Genomic DNA, 18,163 nt, shown 5'->3' with positions numbered 1-18,163 from the left:
GTCGCGACGGGGCGACGCAAAGATAAAGCGTCAGGCGCTGATCTTGCGCACGCGGGCCGCGAGGCGGGAAACCTTGCGGGAAGCGGTATTCTTGTGAAGAACACCCTTGGTCACCGCACGCATGATCTCGGGCTCGGCAGCCTTGAACGCGGCCACGGCGGCGTCCTTGTTGCCGGCGGTCAGCGCGTCTTCCAGCTTGCGCAGATAGGTGCGCACGCGCGAGCGGCGAGCGCGGTTCACTGCAGTGCGCCGCTCGATCTTGCGAGCCGCCTTCTTGGCGGAGGGCGTATTGGCCATCGGCCGTCCTTCGGTTGGGCGAGCCGGCGCTTGCCCTAAGGCGATGCCGTGCTGCGTTGGGAATGATTTCGGTTGCGGGCGACCGGAGCCGCCAGCGAAGTGCCGGGCTTATAAGGTTAGCAGGGTCCGCCGTCAACCACGTTTCGCCCCATCATGTCGCCTTTGCGACGGACATTCAGGCTGCGGGACGCTTTACGCGCGCAGCGATGATCGCGTATGTCGTGCGCATCGTATATAGAGCACGCGCGAGCGCGATCCTTTAAGAAAGGCACGCGCCGAGTACCGCGGGAGAGGGCAGATGAGCGACGTGACGGTGGCGGAACAGCCGGTGACCAACAGCCTGGTGACGGTGTTTGGCGGGTCCGGCTTCCTTGGCCGCCACGTGGTGCGCGCGCTCGCCCGACGCGGCTACCGGGTGCGCGTGGCCGTGCGCCGTCCTGAGCTTGCCGGTTTCCTCCAGCCCATGGGCTATGTGGGCCAGATCCAGGTCATCCAGGCGAATCTGCGCTATCCCGACTCGGTCCGCCGTGCGGTGGAAGGGGCGGACGCGGTGGTGAACCTCGTCGGCATCCTGGCCCCCTCGGGCCGCCAGTCCTTCAAGGCGGTGCAGGCCGCCGGCGCCCGCGCAGTGGCTGAAGCGGCGGCGGCGGTCGGCGCCCGCCTCGTTCATGTCTCAGCCATCGGTGCCTCCGCGAGCAGCGCGTCCGACTATGCCAAGACCAAGGCCGAAGGCGAGGCGGCGGTTCGCGCGGCGGTGCCGGATGCCATCATCCTGCGTCCTTCCATCGTGTTCGGTCCCGAGGACGACTTCTTCAACAAGTTCGCCGGCATGGCGCGCATGAGCCCGGTTCTGCCGCTGATCGGCGGTGGCCAGACCCGGTTCCAGCCGGTGTTCGTGGGTGACGTGGCCGAGGCGGTCGAGCGTGCGGTGGAGGGCCTCGCCAAGCCGGGCGCCACCTATGAGCTCGGCGGCCCGGAAGTGCGCACCTTCGAACAGCTGCTGCGCACCACCCTGCACGAGATCGGCGCCAAGCGGCCGCTGGTGTCGCTGCCCTTCGGCGTCGCCGCCTGCATCGGCTCCATCGCGCAGAAGCTGCCGGGCGCCCCGATCACCAAGGATCAGGTGGAACTGCTGAAGTCCGACAATGTGGTGTCCGACGCCGCCAAGGCGGAAGGCCGGACGCTGGAAGGGCTGGGTGTCACTCCCACCGCGCTCGAATCCATCCTCGGGAGCTATCTTTGGCGCTTCCGCAAGGCGGGTCAGTTTACCCATATCCCGACCTGATGGGGCGCCGCGCGTGGCGCGGACCGGAAAGGCAGACGGGACGATGGCCATCGAGGTGAAGATCTGCGGGCTCAGCACCGCCGAGACGCTGGAGGCCGCGCTTGCGGCCGGCGCCGACCTCGTGGGTTTCGTCCACTTTCCGAAGAGCCCCCGCCACGTTCCGCTCGAAGCCGCCCCCGCCCTCTCGGGGGCGGTGGCCGGTCGCGCGGGCAAGGTGCTGCTGCTGGTGGACCCGGACGATGCCACGCTGGATGCGGCCGTGGCCGCCTTCCAGCCCGACATCATGCAGCTGCATGGCAAGGAGACCCCCGAGCGCGTCGCCGCCATCCGCGCCCGCACGGGCCGGCCGGTGATGAAGGCGCTGCCGGTCAGCAGCGCCGCTGATCTTGCCGTCGTGCCCGCCTATGCAGCGGTGGCCGACCGTCTTCTCTTCGATGCCAAGCCCGCTCCCGACGACACGCTGCCGGGCGGCAACGGGCGGGTGTTCGACTGGACCCTGCTCGCCGGCCTTGACCCTGGGCGCCCGGTCATGCTTTCCGGTGGTCTGGATGCCGGCAATGTGTCGCAAGCCCTGTCCGTGGTCCGCCTCGATGGCGTGGACGTATCGTCAGGGGTTGAAACGGCCCCCGGCCTGAAATCGCCGGAAAAGATCCTGGCCTTCGTCCGTGCGGTGAAGGCTGCCGAGGCGGCATCGCGGCCGTCGCGCCTGAAGAAAGTCGAAGCTCCGTGAACGCGCTCAATTCCTATCGCACCGGCCCCGACGAGAATGGCCATTTCGGCATCCATGGCGGACGTTTCGTCGCCGAGACCCTGATGCCGAACATTCTCGAACTGCAGGCGGCCTATGAGGCGGCCAAGGCCGACCCGGCCTATCAGTCCGAGATGGCCGGCTACCTTGCCCATTATGTGGGGCGACCCTCGCCGCTCTATTATGCCGAGCGCCTGTCCGAGCATCTCGGCGGCGCGAAGATCTATCTGAAGCGCGAGGAGCTGAACCACACCGGCTCCCACAAGGTGAACAACGTGCTCGGCCAGATCCTGCTGGCCCTGCGCATGGGCAAGAAGCGCATCATCGCCGAGACCGGCGCCGGCCAGCACGGCGTCGCCACCGCGACGCTCTGCGCCCGCTTCGGCCTGAAGTGCATCGTGTACATGGGCGCGGTGGACGTGGAGCGGCAGAAGCCGAACGTCTTCCGCATGAACATGCTGGGCGCCGAGGTGGTGCCCGTGCAGTCCGGCTCGCGCACCCTGAAGGACGCCATGAACGAGGCGCTGCGCGACTGGGTGACCAACGTGCACGACACCTTCTATTGCATCGGTACGGTGGCGGGCCCGCATCCCTATCCGTCCATGGTGCGCGACTTCCAGTCCATCATCGGCCGCGAGACCCGCGAGCAGCTGATGGAAGCCGAAGGCCGCGGCCCGGACAGCCTGATCGCTGCGGTGGGCGGGGGCTCGAACGCCATTGGCCTGTTCCACGAATTCCTCGACGACAGTGGTGTCGAGATCTACGGCGTCGAGGCGGCCGGCCACGGCATCTCCTCGGGCATGCATGCCGCCTCCATCACCGGCGGCAAGCCGGGCGTGCTGCACGGCAACCGCACCTATCTCCTGATGGATGACGACGGCCAGATCATCGAGGCCCACTCCATCTCCGCCGGCCTCGACTATCCGGGCATCGGGCCGGAGCATTCCTGGCTGCACGATACGGGGCGGGTGACCTACATTCCCTGCACCGACAAGGAGGCTCTCGAGGGCTTCCAGCTTCTCTCCCGTCTCGAAGGCATCATCCCGGCGCTGGAATGCGCCCATGCCATCGGGAAGGTGATGGAGATCGCACCGACCAAGCCGAAGGACCATCTGATGGTGGTCAATCTGTCCGGCCGCGGCGATAAGGACATCTTCACTGTGGCCGAACATCTGGGGGGCCAGATATGAAGCGTATGGTCGTTGCTTTCCTCGCGCTCGGCGTTGCGGGGGCCGTCGTGCCCGCCTTCGCCCAGCAGCCGCCGCAGCCGGCCAACCTGCAACTGCAGGTGGACAAGGTCTCGACCGACCCGGCCGGTGCCTTCATCAACATCCGCGTCAAGAACGTGGGCACGGTGGCGATCTCGCAGATCGACGTGGGCTGCCAGTTCCTCGCCAAGGGCAAGGTCATCGGCACCTCCAGCACCACGCTCTTCGCCTCGGTGCCCGGCGTCACCGGCATCGGGCAGGTGCGCCTGATGGGCGCCACCAACGCCACCGATGCCCGCTGCGGCATCCTGAAGGCGAGCTGACCTTCCGGGCGGCCGACGCCGCCCGGCCTGATCCTGCGGCGGGCCGCGCGCCCGCTCCTCGTGCATCCGCACACCCCCGGCCGCCTGCGGACCGGAGGGGAGAGACAGACGGACCCATGACCACCCGCATCACCGCCCGCTTCACGGAACTCGCCGCCGAAGGCCGCCCCGGCCTCGTGACCTTCATCACGGCGGGCGATCCCGATTACGACACCGCGCTTTCCATCCTGCGCGGACTGCCGGAGGCGGGTGCCGACGTGATCGAGGTCGGCATCCCCTTCACCGATCCCATGGCCGACGGCCCGGCCATCCAGGCCGCCGGTCTGCGGGCGCTGAAGGGCGGGCAGACGCTCGCCAAGACGCTCGACATGGTGCGGGCGTTCCGGGAAGAGAATGACACCACGCCCGTGGTGCTCATGGGCTATTACAACCCCATCTACATCTATGGCGTGCCGCGCTTCATCGCCGACGCCAAGGCGGCGGGCGTGGACGGCCTCATCGTCGTGGACCTGCCGCCGGAAGAGGATAACGAGCTCTGCCTGCCGGCGCTCGACGCGGGGCTGGACTTCATCCGCCTCGCCACCCCGACCACGGACGAGAAGCGCCTGCCGGCCGTGCTCGCCCATACGGCGGGCTTTGTCTATTACGTCTCCATCACCGGCATCACCGGCTCGGCGACCCCCGACGCGAATGCGGTGGCGGGCGCGGTGGCACGCATCAAGCAGCACACCACGCTGCCCGTGGCAGTCGGCTTCGGCGTGAAGACGCCGGCCCAGGCGGCGGCGATCGCGGCGGGTGCGGATGGCGTTGTGGTGGGCTCGGCCCTCGTCGAGGCGGTGCGCAAGACGCTGGATGAGGACGGCAAGGCGACCGTGAACACGGTTCCGGCAGTGACGGCGCTGGTGCAGGAACTGGCGGAAGCGGTGCGCGGCGTAAATCGCGCGGCGGCGGAATAGTCCACCCCTTCTCCTCGCGCGTCCCTCGGCCGCGCGACCTTTGGGCCGCTTGCCCCGCGCCCGCGTGAGGCCTTCACTCCCCTTACGGCATCGGAGGGGGGCTTCTCATGGCGTGGGCAAGATGTAAGCGGGCGGCAAGGGTCGTCATTGTGGCGGCGGCCGGCTATGCCGCCGTTGATCCCGCGGTGGCCTGCACGCGGGCCATGTTCGTGGGCACCGATCAGGTGGTGATCACAGGCCGGAACATGGACTGGCCTGAGGACATGCGCTCCAACCTCTGGGCTTTTCCGAAGGGCATCGCCCGGGACGGTGCCGCAGGACCGAAGTCCATCAGGTGGACCTCGAAATACGGCAGCCTCATCGCCACCGCCTATGATGTGGGCAGCGCCGACGGCATGAACGAGGCCGGCCTCGTCGCCAACATGCTCTATCTCACCGAGGCCCAGTATGGCGCGGCGGACGACCGGCCGACGCTGGCGGTGTCCCTGTGGGCGCAATATGCGCTGGACAATTATGCCACCGTGGCCGAGGCGGTGGACGCCTTCGCGAAGGACAGTTTCCGGGTCGTGGGCGGCACGATCCCGAACGGCGCGGCGGCGCAGCTTCACCTCGCCCTGTCGGATGCGACGGGTGACAGCGCCATCCTTGAACATATCAATGGCAAGCTCGTCATCCACCACAGCCGGGACTATGTGGTGATGACCAATTCTCCGCCCTTCGACCAGCAACTGGCGCTCGACGCCTACTGGAAGGAGATCGGGGGTCTCACCTTCCTGCCCGGCACCAACCGCGCCTCGGACCGCTTCGTGCGGGCGTCCTTCCTCATCGGCTCGCTGGCCAAGACGGCCGATCCGGCCTTCATCTCCGCCGTGCCGGGCCAGAATTTCGAGAACCAGTCGGCGCTCGGCGTGCTGAGCGTCATGCGGGCGGTGAGCACGCCGCTCGGCATCAAGACGCCGGAGACGCCCAACGTGTCCGCCACTTTGTGGCGCACGGTCTCGGACCAGAAGAACAGGGTCGTCTATTTCGATTCCGCCACCAGCCCGACCAGCTTCTGGGTGCCTCTGGCGGATCTGGACCTGAAGCCCGGTGCGCCGGTGAAGAAGCTCACCATTGCCGGCGGGCGGGTCTATGGCGGCAACGCCGCGGCGCAGTTCGAGGCGGCCAAGCCCTTCGAATTCCTGCGCGCCGATCCATAAGAACGCAGGCTCCCGGAGCGACCGTCCGGGAGCCTCTTTGCGTCACGCCGTTACGCGCTTGGGCGAGGTGGCGGCGAGGAGGGCATTCACCACCAGTGCCACGATCACGTTGGCTGCGAAGGCCAGCAGGCCGACATAGATGGTGTAGTTCTGCCCGCCGATGACCAGCGTGTGCACCGGCACGAGGCCGTCCGCGAAGGCGACCGTGGTGCCGCCGACGATGCCGACGAGCCAGCCGGCCAGCAGCGCGGGAGCACGGAACCAGCGGGTGAACAGGCCGAACACCAGCGAGGGGAAGGTCTGGAGAATCCAGAGGCCGCCCAGAAGCTGGAGGTCGATGGCGAACTTCGTCGGCATGAAGACGATGCAGGCGAGCGCGCCCACCTTCACCACCAGCGAGACGATCTTGGCCACCTGCGCCTCGCCGGCTTCCGTGACCTGCGGGTTCACATAGGCCTTCCAGACGTTGCGGGTGAACAGATTCGAGGCGCCGATGGACATCACCGCCGCCGGCACCAGCGCGCCAATGCCGATGGCCGCGAAAGCGAAGCCCGAGAACCAGCCGGAGAACAGCGTCTGGAACAGCACGGGCACCACGTCCGTGGGGCTGGTCACCTTCACGCCCGCCGCATGGGCCATGTAGCCGAGCAGCGCGATGAGGCCGAGCAGCACCGTATAGGCCGGCAGCAGCACGGCGTTGGAGCGGATGGTGTTCGCGCTCTTCGCCGCGAAGATGCCGGTGAGGGTGTGCGGATACATGAAGGCGGCCAGCGCCGACCCCAGCGCCAGCGTGGCGTAGGGGAGCATCTGCGCATCCTTCAGCACGAGGCCGGTGTTGCCGCCCTTGGCCGCATAGACCGCATCCGCCGCGCTGAACACCGCGCCATAGCCGCCGAGGTGCATGGGCACCACCACCACGGCCACGATGACCACGATGTAGATCATCACGTCCTTCACGAAGGCGATGAGCGCCGGAGCGCGAAGGCCCGCCGAGTAGGTGTAGAGGGCGAGGATGAGGAAGGCGACGATGATAGGCAGTTCGCCCTTCAGCCCCATGGCGCCGATCACCGCCTGCATGCCGACCAGCTGGAGGGCGATGTAGGGCATGGTGGCGACGAGGCCGGTGAGCGCCACCGCTAGTTCCAGCCAGCGGTTGTTGTAGGTGCCGTGCACCACGTCCGCCGCCGTCACGTGGCCGGCCGCATGGGCGACCTTCCAGAGCCGGGGCATGACGAGGAAGATGAAGGGATAGACGACGATGGTGTAGGGCAAAGCGAAGAAGCCGTAGGCCCCCACCGCATAGACCAGCGCCGGCACGGCGATGACGGTGTAGGCGGTATAGAAGTCGCCACCCACGAGGAACCAGGTGATCCAGACGCCGAATTGGCGCCCGCCAAGGCCCCATTCGTCGAGCTTGGCGTGATTGTCCGCCTTCTTCCACCGGCTGGCGACGAAGCCCATGATGGTGACGAGGGCGAAGAAGACGAGAAAGACCGACAGTTCGGCCCAGTCGCGAACGGCGATCATTCCTTCGTTCCCTTCCAGACGATGTAGGTGAGGAGCGAGGTCAGCGGTACCCAAAGGAGCTGGTACCAGTAGAAGAAGGGAAAGCCGAGGAGCTGGGGCTCCTTGAAATTGTAGAACGGCACCCAGAGCAGCCCGATGAAGGGCAGAAGCAATAACCAACGCATGGGGCGGATCCTCCATTCCGGGGGAGAATGACGGATATTCTGTCGCAGAATGTCAGTCCACTATCCTTTATGCGTGCCGTTACGTCAGATTTACTTAAGGGCAGGGTGGCGCGACTGACGCGCTGCGCCGCAGGCCGCGCGGGGCAGACGCGCGTGTTCGGCCTTCCGTTCGCCCCACAAGGGCATTACATGGATGCCGGAAAAGCTGGAGATACGTGTTGAACTGGATTTCCAACGTCGTCCGCCCGAAGATCCGCAGCTTCCTCAATCGCCGGGACGTGCCGGAGAACCTCTGGGTGAAGTGCCCCGAGACGGGGCAGATGGTCTTCCACAAGGATCTCGAGGCCAATCAGTATGTGATCCCCGGCTCGGGCTTCCACATGCGCATGGGGCCGGCGGACCGCCTGAAGGCGACGTTCGACGACGGCGCCTATGAGGAGGTCGCCCTTCCCGATGTGCCGATCGATCCGCTGAAGTTCCGCGACGAACGCCGCTACATCGACCGCCTGAAGGACGCCCGCGCCAAGACTGGCGCGCAGGACGCCGTGAAGGTGGCGCATGGCCTGCTGGAAGGGCTGCCGGTGACGGTTGCCGTGCAGGACTTCGGCTTCATGGGCGGTTCGCTCGGCATGGCGGCGGGTGAGGCGGTGGTCACCGGCCTGCTCACCGCAGCCGAGAAGAAGACCCCCTTCATCATGTTCGCGGCCTCCGGCGGCGCCCGCATGCAGGAGGGCATCCTGTCCCTCATGCAGATGCCCCGCACCACGGTGGCCATCCAGGAACTGCGCGAGGCGCGCCTGCCTTACATCGTGGTCCTGACCAACCCGACCACGGGCGGCGTCACCGCCTCCTACGCCATGCTGGGCGACGTGCAGATCGCCGAGCCGGGCGCGCTCATCGGCTTCGCCGGCCCGCGCGTGATCGAGCAGACCATCCGCGAGAAACTGCCCGACGGCTTCCAGCGATCCGAGTATCTGTTCGAGCACGGCATGATCGACATGGTGGTGCACCGCCACCAGATGCGCGAGACGCTGGCCCGCGTCTGTCGTCTCATGATGAAGGCGCCCGGCGTGCCCCCCAAGGGCCGTCTTCCGGCCCCCGCCGCCGCGTGAGCCCACTCGGCGCGCTGCTGGAGCGCCTCGCGGCGCTCCACCCCAAGAAGATCGACCTGTCGCTGGAGCGCATGGAGCGCCTGGCGGCGGCGCTCGGCAATCCCGAGCGCCGGCTGCCGCCCGTCGTCCATGTGGCGGGCACCAACGGCAAGGGCTCCACCGTCGCCTACCTGCGCGCCGCGCTGGAGGCGGCCGGACGGCGCGTCCACACCTACACCTCGCCACACCTCGTGCGCTTCAACGAGCGCATCCGCCTCGCCGGCGAACTGGTGGACGATGCGCGGCTGTGCGATGCGCTGGAGCGCGTGGCGGCGGCCAATAACGGGGGCCCGATCACCTTCTTCGAAGTGACGACGGCGGCCGCCTTCCTCCTGTTCGCGGAGACGCCGGCGGACGTGCTGCTGCTGGAGGTGGGCCTCGGCGGCCGCCTCGACGCGACCAACATCATCGAGGCGCCGGTCGCGAGCGTCATCACGCCCATCTCCATCGACCATGTGGAATTCCTCGGCGATACGCTGGAAGCCATTGCCGGCGAGAAGGCGGGCATCATCAAGCCGCGCGTGCCGGTGATCGTGGGCGATCAGCCGGACGAGGCGCTGGCGGTGATCGAGCGCACCGCCGCCCGCCGCCGGGCACCGCTGTTCGCGCGCGGCCAGCAGTGGACGGTGCAGGAGGAGGCGGGCCGCCTCGTCTATTCCGACGAGGATGGCCTGCTGGACCTGCCGCGCCCGCGTCTCATGGGACCGCACCAGTTCGACAATGCCGGCCTTGCGGTGGCCACGCTGCGGGCCGTGCCCGAGTTGCGCGTGCCGCCGCCGGCGCTTGAGGCCGGCATCCGGGGTGCCGACTGGCCCGCCCGTCTCCAGCGCCTGCCCGTCGGGCCGCTGGTCGCCCGCGCGCCGCGCGAGGCGGAGGTCTGGCTCGACGGCGGCCACAATGCCGGCGGCGGTCAGGCGCTGGCCCATGCGCTGGCGGAACTGGAAGAGCGCGTGCCCCGGCCGCTGGTGCTGGTGGTCGGCATGCTGGCCAACAAGGACGTGTCCGGTTTCCTCGGCGCCTTTGCAGGCCTCGCCCGCGAGGCGATCTGCGTGCCGGTGCCGCCCGAACACAACGGCATGGCGCCGGATGACCTCGCCCGCATCGCCGCCGGGCTCGGCTTTTCCGCGTCCACGGCGGGCGATGTGGGCGCGGCGTTGGACGGCCTTGCGCGCTATCCGCTGACGCCGCCACCCCGCGTCCTCGTCTGCGGCTCGCTCTATCTCGCCGGGACGGTGCTCGCCGCCAACGAGACGCTGCCGAACTGATTATCTCGACAGGCCAGAGGGATAGGGCCGGGTCGTCCGAGCGGCGCCCAACGGCGGTTGCAGATTCTCGCAATGCGCAAGCTTCGCGCAACCCAGGCCTAAATCTAAAGTTGTATGATGTCTGAGATGTAGATTTTCAATTGTGAGCAATCATTGAGGCTTGCAGATGTTCTCTTCTCAGGCGGATGCCAAGCTGGCCGCGATCCAAAAATCTCAGGCCATCATCGAGTTCGAACCGGATGGCACGATCATTTCGGCCAACCCCAATTTCCTCTCCGCGATGGGCTATACGCTCGCAGAGATCCGCGGCAAGCACCACTCCCTTTTCATGCCGCCCGAAGAGCGCGATACGACAGATTATCGCCAGTTCTGGGAGGATCTGCGCGCCGGCAAGTTCCAGCGGTCCGAATTCCGCCGGCTGGCGAAGGGCGGGCGGGAGATCTGGATTCAGGCCTCCTACAACCCGGTCGTCTCCTCCGGCGGACAGGTGCGCCGCATCATCAAGGTGGCGACCGACATCTCGGCCCAGAAGACGCACAATGCCGATCTTCAAGGACAGATCGACGCTATCAATCGCGTGCAGGCGGTGATCCAGTTCGACCTCGACGGAACCATTCTCGACGCCAACGAGAATTTCCTGAAGACCATGGGCTACACCCTCGCCGAGGTGCAGGGACGGCCACATGCCATCTTCATGGATCCGCAGGAGCGCGAGGCGCCGTCCTATCGCACCTTCTGGGACAGTCTGCGGGCCGGCACCTTCCAGCAGGCCGAGTTCCGTCGGTTGGCGAAGGGCGGCCGGGAAGTCTGGATCCAGGCCTCGTACAACCCGATCTTCGACGCCAGCGGCCGTGTCTACAAGGTGGTGAAGTACGCCACCGATATCACGGCGCAGGTGCAGGAGCGGATGCGCCGGGAGCGCCGCCGCTGCATCGACAAGGAACTCTCCGAGATTGCCGAGGCCATCACCGCGGCCAACCATCAGGCGGCGGCCGCGGCCAGCGCCTCGACGCAGGCGTCCTCCGGCGTGCAGTCCGTCGCCGCCGGCGCGGAGGAACTGGTGGCCTCCATTCATGAGATCGGCAGCCAAGTGAGCCGCGCGCTCGACGTTGCGAGCAATGCTGTGGGTCAAGCGGTACGGACCAAGGAGATCGTGTCGGGGCTTGCCAGTGTGGCCCAGAAGATCGGCGCGGTTGTCGAACTGATCAATAGCATCGCCGGTCAGACCAACCTGCTGGCCCTCAACGCCACCATCGAGGCGGCGCGTGCGGGCGAGAGCGGCAAGGGATTTGCTGTGGTCGCCTCGGAGGTGAAAAATCTCGCGTCGCAGACGGCGAGGGCCACCGAGGAGATCACCGGCCAGATCGTCGCTGTCCAGGCGTCCACCTCGGATGCGGTCGGTGCGATCGCGGGGATCACCGAGACCATTTCCGAGATCAACGACATCTCAAGCGGCATCGCGGCGGCGGTGCAGCAGCAGTCGGCGGTCACCAGCGAAATCTCGCGGAGCATGCATGCGGCGGCGGGGGGCGTGGGCGAGATCACCCGCAATCTCACCTCCCTCTCCAGCGCCACGGCCCAGATCGACGCTGCCAACCGCAAGGTCCTGGAGGCGCAGCGGGAGGTGGCCTGATCCGCCCCTGTCGACAATGATCCGGCATGGGGTTGAAGGCGTCGCCGCCGCCTCCTAAACCTCGCCCCATGTCGCTCCCAACTGCTTCGCACGCCGGTTTCCGGTTCCGTCTGAGCCGGCCGGAACTCGCCCTCATCGGCATCACCATGCTCTGGGGCGCGACCTTCCTCGTGGTGCATCTGGCCATGCGGCAGGAGGGCGCGCTCTTCTTCGTAGGGCTGCGCTTCCTGTCGGCGGGTGTGCTTCTGGCGATCCTGTTCCGCCGCGAGATGATCCAGGTCACGCCGCAGGAGGTGGGGGCGGGCGCCGCCATCGGCCTTGCGATCTGCCTCGGTTACGGGGCCCAGACGTTCGGGCTCAAGACCATTTCCAGCAGCCAGTCGGCCTTCATCACGGCCGCCTATGTGCCGCTGGTGCCTCTGCTGCAATGGGTGGTGCTGAAGCGCCCGCCCGCGCTCATGAGCTGGGTGGCGGTGGGCTTTGCCTTTGTCGGTCTGCTGCTGCTGGCCGGTCCCGGCGCGCACGGCATCGGCTTCGGCGTGGGCGAGGTGGTGACGCTGCTCGGCACCCTCGCCATGGCCGCCGAAATCCTCCTCATCGGCACATTCGCGGGGCGGGTGAACAGCCGGCGCGTTACAGTGGTGCAACTGGTGGCGGCAGGCATGTTCGCCCTCATCGCCATGCCCTTCGCCGGCGAGGTCGTGCCGGATGCCACCGCCTCCTGGTTCGCGGCGGCGCTGGGGCTCGGCGTCATGAGCGCCATCATCCAGCTCACCATGAACTGGGCACAGGCCTTCGTTTCGCCCACGCGCGCCACCCTGATCTATGCGGGCGAGCCGGTGTGGGCCGGCATTGTCGGCCGGCTCGCGGGGGAGCGGCTCGCCCCGCTCGCGCTGCTCGGCGGTGGGCTCATTCTGGTGGGGACCCTCATCGGTGAACTGAGGCCTCAACGCCGCAGCAAGGCGCACAACGCCCCGGCGAAGTGACGGGCGCCGCCATGAAGCCGCGCGATCTTGCCGCCTATTTGTTCCTCGCGCTCGCCTGGGGTCTCTCCTTCCTCGTGCTGCTGCAGGTGGTGCAGGCCTTCGGCTGGGCGGCGGCGGTATCCTTGCGGGCGCTCGTGGCGGCAGGCGTGCTGTTCCTCGTGGCACGCCTCGCCCGGCGCCGCCTCGTCTTCAGCACTGGGTGGAGGCCCCTGGTCATGGTGGGCGCCACGACGGTGGCCGGGCAACTGGTCTGCCTCTCCGTGGCGACCCCCATGATCGGGACGGCCATGACCGCCATCTGCATCGCGGCCATCCCGCTCTTCTCCATGGCCATCGGGCAGGCGTGGGGGCTGGAGCGAGTCACGCTGGCGGGCCTTCTGGGGCTCGCCCTCGGTCTTGGCGGCATCGTGCTGCTGGTGGGGTTTCCGGCCGAGCCGGTGACGCCCACCTTCCTCCTCGGGTGCGCGGCGGCGCTCGCCGGCGCCTTCTGCTCGGCGCTCGGCAGCAATTATACGAGCCGCTTCCTGCGCGGCATGGGCGCGCTCGAGGTCACCATCGGCGCCTTCCTTGCGGGCGGCCTCATCACCCTGCCGCTGCTGCTGTTTGTGCCCCTCCCGGCCGTTCCGCATGCCGCGGATCTCGGGTTGCTGCTGGTGCTCGGCGGGGTGATGAGTGGGGTCTGCTACACGCTCTATTTCTGGCTGGTCACCCGCATCGGCGCGACGCGCACGGTGAGCGTGGAATTTGCCGTGACGCTCATCGCCGCCGTCATCGGCGCGGCCTTTCTGGGAGAGGCGCTGGCGCCGCTGCAACTCGTCGGCGGCGGGGTCATCCTGTGCGGCTGTGCCCTTGTCCTTGGCGCCAAGCCCGGCGTGCCGGCCGTTTGACCTCTCCAGAAGTGGTGTGAATCGAAAAAAAAAAGCCCGGTGCCTGAGGCACCGGGCTCGTCTGGGGTCGAAGGGTCAGTAGATCCGCGTCACTTGCTGGTGCCGGGGGTCGCCTGCGTGCGGCCGCCTTCCTGAGCCGGACCCTTGTGCGGGTCCTGCGTGGACAGGCCGCTGCGCGGCGTCACGGAGCCGGTGGTGTCGCCCATGGGCGCGGTGCCGGACGTTGCGGAGCCGCCGGGGGTCGCCTGGGTACGGCCACCCTCCTGCGCCGGCCCGCGCTGGGTGTTCTGCGTGGAGAGGCCGCTGTTGGGGGTCGGCTGCGAGGCTGCATCGCGGGGCGTCGCCCCGCCGGAAGAGCTGGCGCCCGGCGTGGCCTGCGTGCGGCCGCCTTCCTGCGCCGGGCCCTTGTGCGGGTCCTGCGTGGACAGGCCGCTCTGGGCGGCGGCGCCGACGGTCGAGAGGGCGAGAAGGGCGGCGGCGGCGAGGGTCAGTTTGCGCATTCGGGTTTCTCCTTCGTGTGGGCTTCCCTGCCTTCTCAACACCTTCCGCAGCGTTTGGTTTCACTCACGCTCTCGCGAGCGCGCCGCAGGGCGCCGCCTTGATCTCGGGGGGGCGGGCCTCTAGTGTCCGCGCGCGTTCCGCGTGGGGACGCGCATCCGTTCCGCACGGCGGCGCGGCGGGGGGACCATCCCCTCGTCCAAGACGCCCTCTGACATGAAGCGCCATGATCGATCCCGCCCTTCCGCCCCACATGCGGCCCGACCGCTCGTTCCAGGGCCTGCTGCTGACCCTACAGACCTTCTGGGCGAACCAGGGGTGCGTGGTGCTCCAGCCCTATGACATGGAAGTGGGCGCGGGCACCTTCCATCCGGCGACCACGCTGCGGGCGCTGGGGCCCAAGCACTGGAAGGCGGCCTATGTGCAGCCCTCCCGCCGGCCCAAGGACGGGCGATATGGCGAGAACCCCAACCGGCTCCAGCACTATTACCAGTTCCAGGTGATCCTGAAGCCCTCGCCGGCCAACCTTCAGGAGCTCTATCTCCAGTCGCTCGATGCCATCGGCATCGACACGCGCCTGCATGACGTGCGCTTCGTCGAAGACGACTGGGAAAGCCCGACGCTGGGCGCCTGGGGCCTTGGCTGGGAGTGCTGGTGCGACGGCATGGAAGTCTCCCAATTCACCTACTTTCAGCAGGTGGCGGGCTTCGAATGCGCGCCCGTGTCCGGCGAGCTGACCTACGGCCTCGAGCGCCTCGCCATGTATGTGCAGGGCGTCGAGAACGTCTATGACCTGAACTTCAACGGCCGCGAGGGCGCCGAGAAGACCACCTATGGCGATGTCTTCCTTCAGGCGGAGAAGGAATACTCCCGGCACAATTTCGAGCATGCCGACACGGACATGCTCTTCGAGCAGTTCCGCATGGCCGAGGCCGCCTGCGCCAAGTATCTGGCGGCGGGTGATGCGGGCGAGAAGCACCTCATGGCCCAGCCAGCCTATGACCAGTGCATCAAGGCCTCGCACGTCTTCAACCTGCTGGATGCGCGGGGCGTCATTTCGGTGACGGAACGCCAGAGCTACATCCTGCGCGTGCGCGAACTGGCCAAGGCCTGCGGCGCGGCCTGGCTGAAGACGGAAGCGGGCGGCGCTGCTGCCTGACATGCCGGCGCGCGCCTCCAGAGCTTTCTCTGGACGGCGCGCGACGAAAGCTTGGCTTTAGGTGGATCCCGTCGTTACCCTGTTAGGCAGTGCAGCGTGCCTTTGGGGGGCTCGTGATCCGTTCTCCTGCGTTCCGGGGACAGCCGGCGCGGCCGGCCGTGCTGTTCAAGTGTGGGCCTCGCTCAATGCCGTCCGCAGCGTCCTGCATCGGGGGGCTGTCATGACGAGCCTTGCGGATGCCGGAGCAGCCGCTGCTCCAGGCCAGGCGGCCCCCGCGCCCCTCTCCCTGCGCCTCGTGCTCGCAGGCAGCATCGGCAACACGCTGGAGTGGTACGACTTCGGCGCCTATGGCTTCCTCGCGGCCATCTTCGCCCGCAACTTCTTTCCGGCCGACAGCGGCTTTGCCGCTTTGCTGGCGGCCTATGGCATGATGGCCGCCTCCTTCCTCATGCGCCCGGTGGGCGGCGTCATCTTCGGCCACATCGGGGATCGCTACGGGCGCCGCCATGCGCTCTATCTCTCGGCGGCGCTCATGTGCGTCTCCACCGTCGCCATCGGCCTCCTGCCCACCTATGCCACCGCCGGCATGGCGGCACCGATCCTCCTTCTGGCTCTGCGTCTGTTACAGGGCGTCTCCATCGGCGGGGAATATTCCTCCTCCGTCGTTTTCCTCGCCGAGAGCGCCAAGCCGCGCTGGCGTGGGCTGCTGCTCAGCCTGTGCTCCATGGGGGCCATGGGCGGCACGATGCTCGGGTCGCTCGTCGGGGCCGCGACCGCCTCCTTCCTGTCGCAGGAGGAACTGATCGCCTGGGGCTGGCGCATGCCCTTCTTCGTCGGCCTGCTGCTGGGCGGCACCACGCTCTGGCTGCGGCACGGCCTGCAATCCGCGCCCGGGCGCTCAACCGAGCAGCCGCGCAGCCCGCTGCTGCAAGCCTTCGCCGACGACTGGCGCGCCATTGTCATCTGCGCCGTCATCAATCTCGCGGGCGGGGTGAACACCTACACGCTCTTCGTCTATCTCGTGACCTATATGGAGCAGGTGGACGGCCTCTCCCCCGGCAGTGCGCTGCAGGTCAATACGGCGAGCATGGTCGTCGCCGTCGTGCTCATGCCGATGTTTGCCGCGCTGTCTGATGTGATCGGCCGCAAGCGCGTGCTGGTGGCGTCGCTGCTCGGCTTCATCCTGTTCGGCTGGCCGCTCTTCCGGCTGGTGAGCGGAGGCACGGAGGAGGGGGCGATGCTGGGCCAGCTCGGCTTTGCCGTCCTCATCTCGGCCTATACGGGCGTCTCGCCGGCGGTGCTCGCGGAGCTCTTCAAGCGCGCCACCCGCTGCTCGGCGGCGGCGGTGAGCAACAATGTGAGCCGGGGCATCGCGGGCGGCACCGCGCCCATGGTGGGCGTCTATCTGGTGAGCGGCCTGCACGACCCCATGGGGCCGGCCCTCTACATCATCTGCGTCGCGCTGATCTCGCTGATCGCCACGTTGTGCATGACCGACCGGACACGGCTGCCGCTGCCATGAGGCCGGACAAGGCTTCCGCCGATTTTGCGGACCATGGATCCGGAGAGGAGGCCGTGTCCGTCGCGATCGGCGGTGAGCGTCCGTCGGCCCGCCTCGTTGCCGGCGGCGCCATCGGCAACATGCTCGAGTGGTACGACTTCGGCGTGTACGGTTTCCTCGCCTCGGTGTTCGCGCGCAACTTCTTTCCCGACAGCAGCGCCTTCATCGGCCTCCTGTCGGCCTTCGGCATGTTCGCCGCCTCCTTCCTGATGCGGCCGCTGGGCGGCATCCTCTTTGGTCGGGTGGGCGACCGGCTGGGGCGGCGGCAGGCGCTGTTCCTCTCCGCCATGATGATGACCCTCTCCACCGTGAGCATCGGCCTGCTGCCGACCGCCGCCAGCGTGGGGGTGATGGCCCCTGTGCTGCTGCTGGCGCTGCGCCTGTTGCAGGGTATTTCCGTGGGCGGTGAGCAGGCGGCGGCGGTGGTGTTTCTGTCCGAGGCGGCGCCGCCCCGGCGGCGCGGGCTGCTCGCCTCCCTTTCCGTGGTGGGGGCGACACTCGGCACCCTGCTGGGCTCCGCCGTGGGCGCCTCGGTCGCCAGCCTGCTGACCCCGCAGGACATGGCCGACTGGGGCTGGCGCGTGCCCTTCCTGCTGGGATTGGTGCTGGGCGGGGCGGCGCTGATCCTGCGCGCCGGCAAGGGCGAGCCCGAGCCAGATCGGACTGCCACGCCCAAGGCCCCGTTGAGGGAGGCCGTGCGCGCGCAGGGGCGGCAGATCCTCCACGCCATGCTGATCGTGGTGGCGGAAGGCAATGTCTTCTATCTCGCCTTCGTCTTCCTCGCGACCTACATGCAGAAGGTGGACGGGCTGCCGCTCGCCAAATCCCTGCAGATGAGCGTGTTCGGCATGGTGGTGGTGCTCATCGCCAGCCCGGCGGCGGCCCTGCTGTCGGACCGGATCGGCCGCAAGAAGGTGCTTCTGGCCGCGCTCGTCGGCCTCATCCTATGCGCCTGGCCGGTGTTCCGGCTGCTGAGTTCGGACAGCCTGCCGCAGATGATCGCCGGTCAGGTCATCCTCGCCCTTCTCGCCTCCTGCTACGGTGGCCCCATGCCGGCGGCGCTGTGCGAACTCTTCCAGCGCCGCACCCGCTGCACCGCTTATGCCATCGCCTGGAATTGCGGTGTCGGCTGGGTCGGCGGGCTCACGCCGATGCTGACCATCTATCTCATGCACCGCTTTGACAGCCCCATGGCGCCCGCGGTGATGGTGATCGTCCTCTCCTGCGTCTCGCTGGCCGGCGTGCTGGCCATGACGGACAAGTCCGGCGGCCCGATCTGATCCCTCCGCAGGGCGGCCGGGGACAAGATGGGCCGC

General features: G+C 67.9%; 18 protein-coding genes. 14 read left to right on the top strand and 4 right to left on the bottom strand.

The window, feature by feature from the left end; translation table 11 throughout:
* Window positions 1-30: 30 nt before the first annotated feature.
* Window positions 31-297 (bottom strand): 30S ribosomal protein S20, encoded by a 267-nt coding sequence (gene rpsT / locus DFO45_RS17635; RefSeq protein WP_012169546.1) that lies wholly within the window; start codon window positions 295-297, stop codon window positions 31-33.
* A 298-nt stretch (window positions 298-595) separates the two neighbouring features.
* On the opposite strand from rpsT, the gene DFO45_RS17630 reads away from it, so the two are divergent.
* From DFO45_RS17630 to DFO45_RS17605, 6 genes are all read left to right on the top strand, one after another.
* Window positions 596-1,582, top strand: coding sequence for a complex I NDUFA9 subunit family protein (locus tag DFO45_RS17630; RefSeq protein WP_133865898.1), 987 nt, complete (start codon window positions 596-598; stop codon window positions 1,580-1,582).
* Window positions 1,583-1,625: 43 nt separating this feature from the next.
* The gene (locus DFO45_RS17625) at window positions 1,626-2,312 is read left to right on the top strand and encodes a phosphoribosylanthranilate isomerase (RefSeq protein WP_133865897.1); all 687 of its coding nucleotides are present in this window, start codon (window positions 1,626-1,628) and stop codon (window positions 2,310-2,312) included.
* Window positions 2,309-3,520 carry a tryptophan synthase subunit beta gene (gene trpB, locus DFO45_RS17620; protein ID WP_012169549.1) on the top strand — a complete coding sequence of 404 codons (1,212 nt, stop codon included), beginning with the start codon at window positions 2,309-2,311 and terminating at the stop codon, window positions 3,518-3,520. Before DFO45_RS17625 ends, trpB begins: the two co-directional genes overlap by 4 nt.
* A gap of 5 nt (window positions 3,521-3,525) precedes the next feature.
* The gene (locus DFO45_RS17615; RefSeq protein WP_043878925.1) at window positions 3,526-3,861 is read left to right on the top strand and encodes a hypothetical protein; all 336 of its coding nucleotides are present in this window, start codon (window positions 3,526-3,528) and stop codon (window positions 3,859-3,861) included.
* A gap of 116 nt (window positions 3,862-3,977) precedes the next feature.
* A complete protein-coding gene (gene trpA / locus DFO45_RS17610; protein ID WP_133865896.1) occupies window positions 3,978-4,817 on the top strand; it encodes a tryptophan synthase subunit alpha in 840 nt (279 codons plus the stop codon).
* 107 nt (window positions 4,818-4,924) lie between these two features.
* Window positions 4,925-6,016: a linear amide C-N hydrolase gene (locus DFO45_RS17605; RefSeq protein WP_133865895.1), complete on the top strand. Its 1,092-nt coding sequence runs from the start codon at window positions 4,925-4,927 to the stop codon at window positions 6,014-6,016.
* A 42-nt stretch (window positions 6,017-6,058) separates the two neighbouring features.
* Here DFO45_RS17605 and DFO45_RS17600 read toward each other — a convergent pair whose 3' ends face one another.
* Together DFO45_RS17600 and DFO45_RS17595 are read right to left on the bottom strand one after the other, a co-directional pair.
* A complete protein-coding gene (locus DFO45_RS17600) occupies window positions 6,059-7,543 on the bottom strand; it encodes a sodium:solute symporter family protein (RefSeq protein WP_133865894.1) in 1,485 nt (494 codons plus the stop codon).
* A complete protein-coding gene (locus DFO45_RS17595; RefSeq protein ID WP_012169554.1) occupies window positions 7,540-7,707 on the bottom strand; it encodes a DUF3311 domain-containing protein in 168 nt (55 codons plus the stop codon). Before DFO45_RS17595 ends, DFO45_RS17600 begins: the two co-directional genes overlap by 4 nt.
* A gap of 218 nt (window positions 7,708-7,925) precedes the next feature.
* Here DFO45_RS17595 and accD point away from each other — a divergent pair, with 218 nt between their 5' ends.
* The 5 genes from accD to DFO45_RS17570 all read left to right on the top strand — a co-directional run bounded on the left by accD (window position 7,926) and on the right by DFO45_RS17570 (window position 13,629).
* Window positions 7,926-8,819, top strand: coding sequence for an acetyl-CoA carboxylase, carboxyltransferase subunit beta (gene accD / locus DFO45_RS17590; protein WP_133865893.1), 894 nt, complete (start codon window positions 7,926-7,928; stop codon window positions 8,817-8,819).
* Entirely contained in the window at window positions 8,816-10,123 is a 1,308-nt protein-coding gene (locus tag DFO45_RS17585) for a folylpolyglutamate synthase/dihydrofolate synthase family protein (RefSeq protein ID WP_245518160.1), read from the top strand. Before accD ends, DFO45_RS17585 begins: the two co-directional genes overlap by 4 nt.
* Before the next feature lie 166 nt (window positions 10,124-10,289).
* Entirely contained in the window at window positions 10,290-11,756 is a 1,467-nt protein-coding gene (locus DFO45_RS17580) for a PAS domain-containing methyl-accepting chemotaxis protein (protein ID WP_133865892.1), read from the top strand.
* Window positions 11,757-11,824: 68 nt separating this feature from the next.
* Window positions 11,825-12,742 (top strand): DMT family transporter, encoded by a 918-nt coding sequence (locus tag DFO45_RS17575; RefSeq protein WP_133865891.1) that lies wholly within the window; start codon window positions 11,825-11,827, stop codon window positions 12,740-12,742.
* 11 nt (window positions 12,743-12,753) lie between these two features.
* Window positions 12,754-13,629, top strand: coding sequence for a DMT family transporter (locus tag DFO45_RS17570; RefSeq protein WP_133865890.1), 876 nt, complete (start codon window positions 12,754-12,756; stop codon window positions 13,627-13,629).
* A gap of 89 nt (window positions 13,630-13,718) precedes the next feature.
* Here DFO45_RS17570 and DFO45_RS17565 read toward each other — a convergent pair whose 3' ends face one another.
* Window positions 13,719-14,129, bottom strand: a complete 411-nt coding sequence (locus DFO45_RS17565; protein ID WP_133865889.1) for a hypothetical protein — start codon at window positions 14,127-14,129, stop codon at window positions 13,719-13,721.
* Between the two features lie 227 nt (window positions 14,130-14,356).
* Here DFO45_RS17565 and DFO45_RS17560 point away from each other — a divergent pair, with 227 nt between their 5' ends.
* The 3 genes from DFO45_RS17560 (at window position 14,357) to DFO45_RS17550 (ending at window position 18,127) form a co-directional block, all read left to right on the top strand.
* On the top strand, window positions 14,357-15,286 hold the full coding sequence (locus tag DFO45_RS17560) for a glycine--tRNA ligase subunit alpha (protein WP_208299829.1): 930 nt from the start codon (window positions 14,357-14,359) through the stop codon (window positions 15,284-15,286).
* Window positions 15,287-15,506: 220 nt separating this feature from the next.
* Window positions 15,507-16,808: an MFS transporter gene (locus tag DFO45_RS17555; protein WP_133865887.1), complete on the top strand. Its 1,302-nt coding sequence runs from the start codon at window positions 15,507-15,509 to the stop codon at window positions 16,806-16,808.
* A gap of 53 nt (window positions 16,809-16,861) precedes the next feature.
* Window positions 16,862-18,127, top strand: coding sequence for an MFS transporter (locus DFO45_RS17550; protein WP_166657168.1), 1,266 nt, complete (start codon window positions 16,862-16,864; stop codon window positions 18,125-18,127).
* The last annotated feature ends 36 nt before the right edge of the window (window positions 18,128-18,163 follow it).

Source organism: Azorhizobium sp. AG788, from assembly GCF_004364705.1.
GTDB lineage: Bacteria > Pseudomonadota > Alphaproteobacteria > Rhizobiales > Xanthobacteraceae > Azorhizobium > Azorhizobium caulinodans.
Note: the sequence above shows the minus strand (reverse complement) of the source record. Positions and strands in the feature narration are given on the sequence as shown.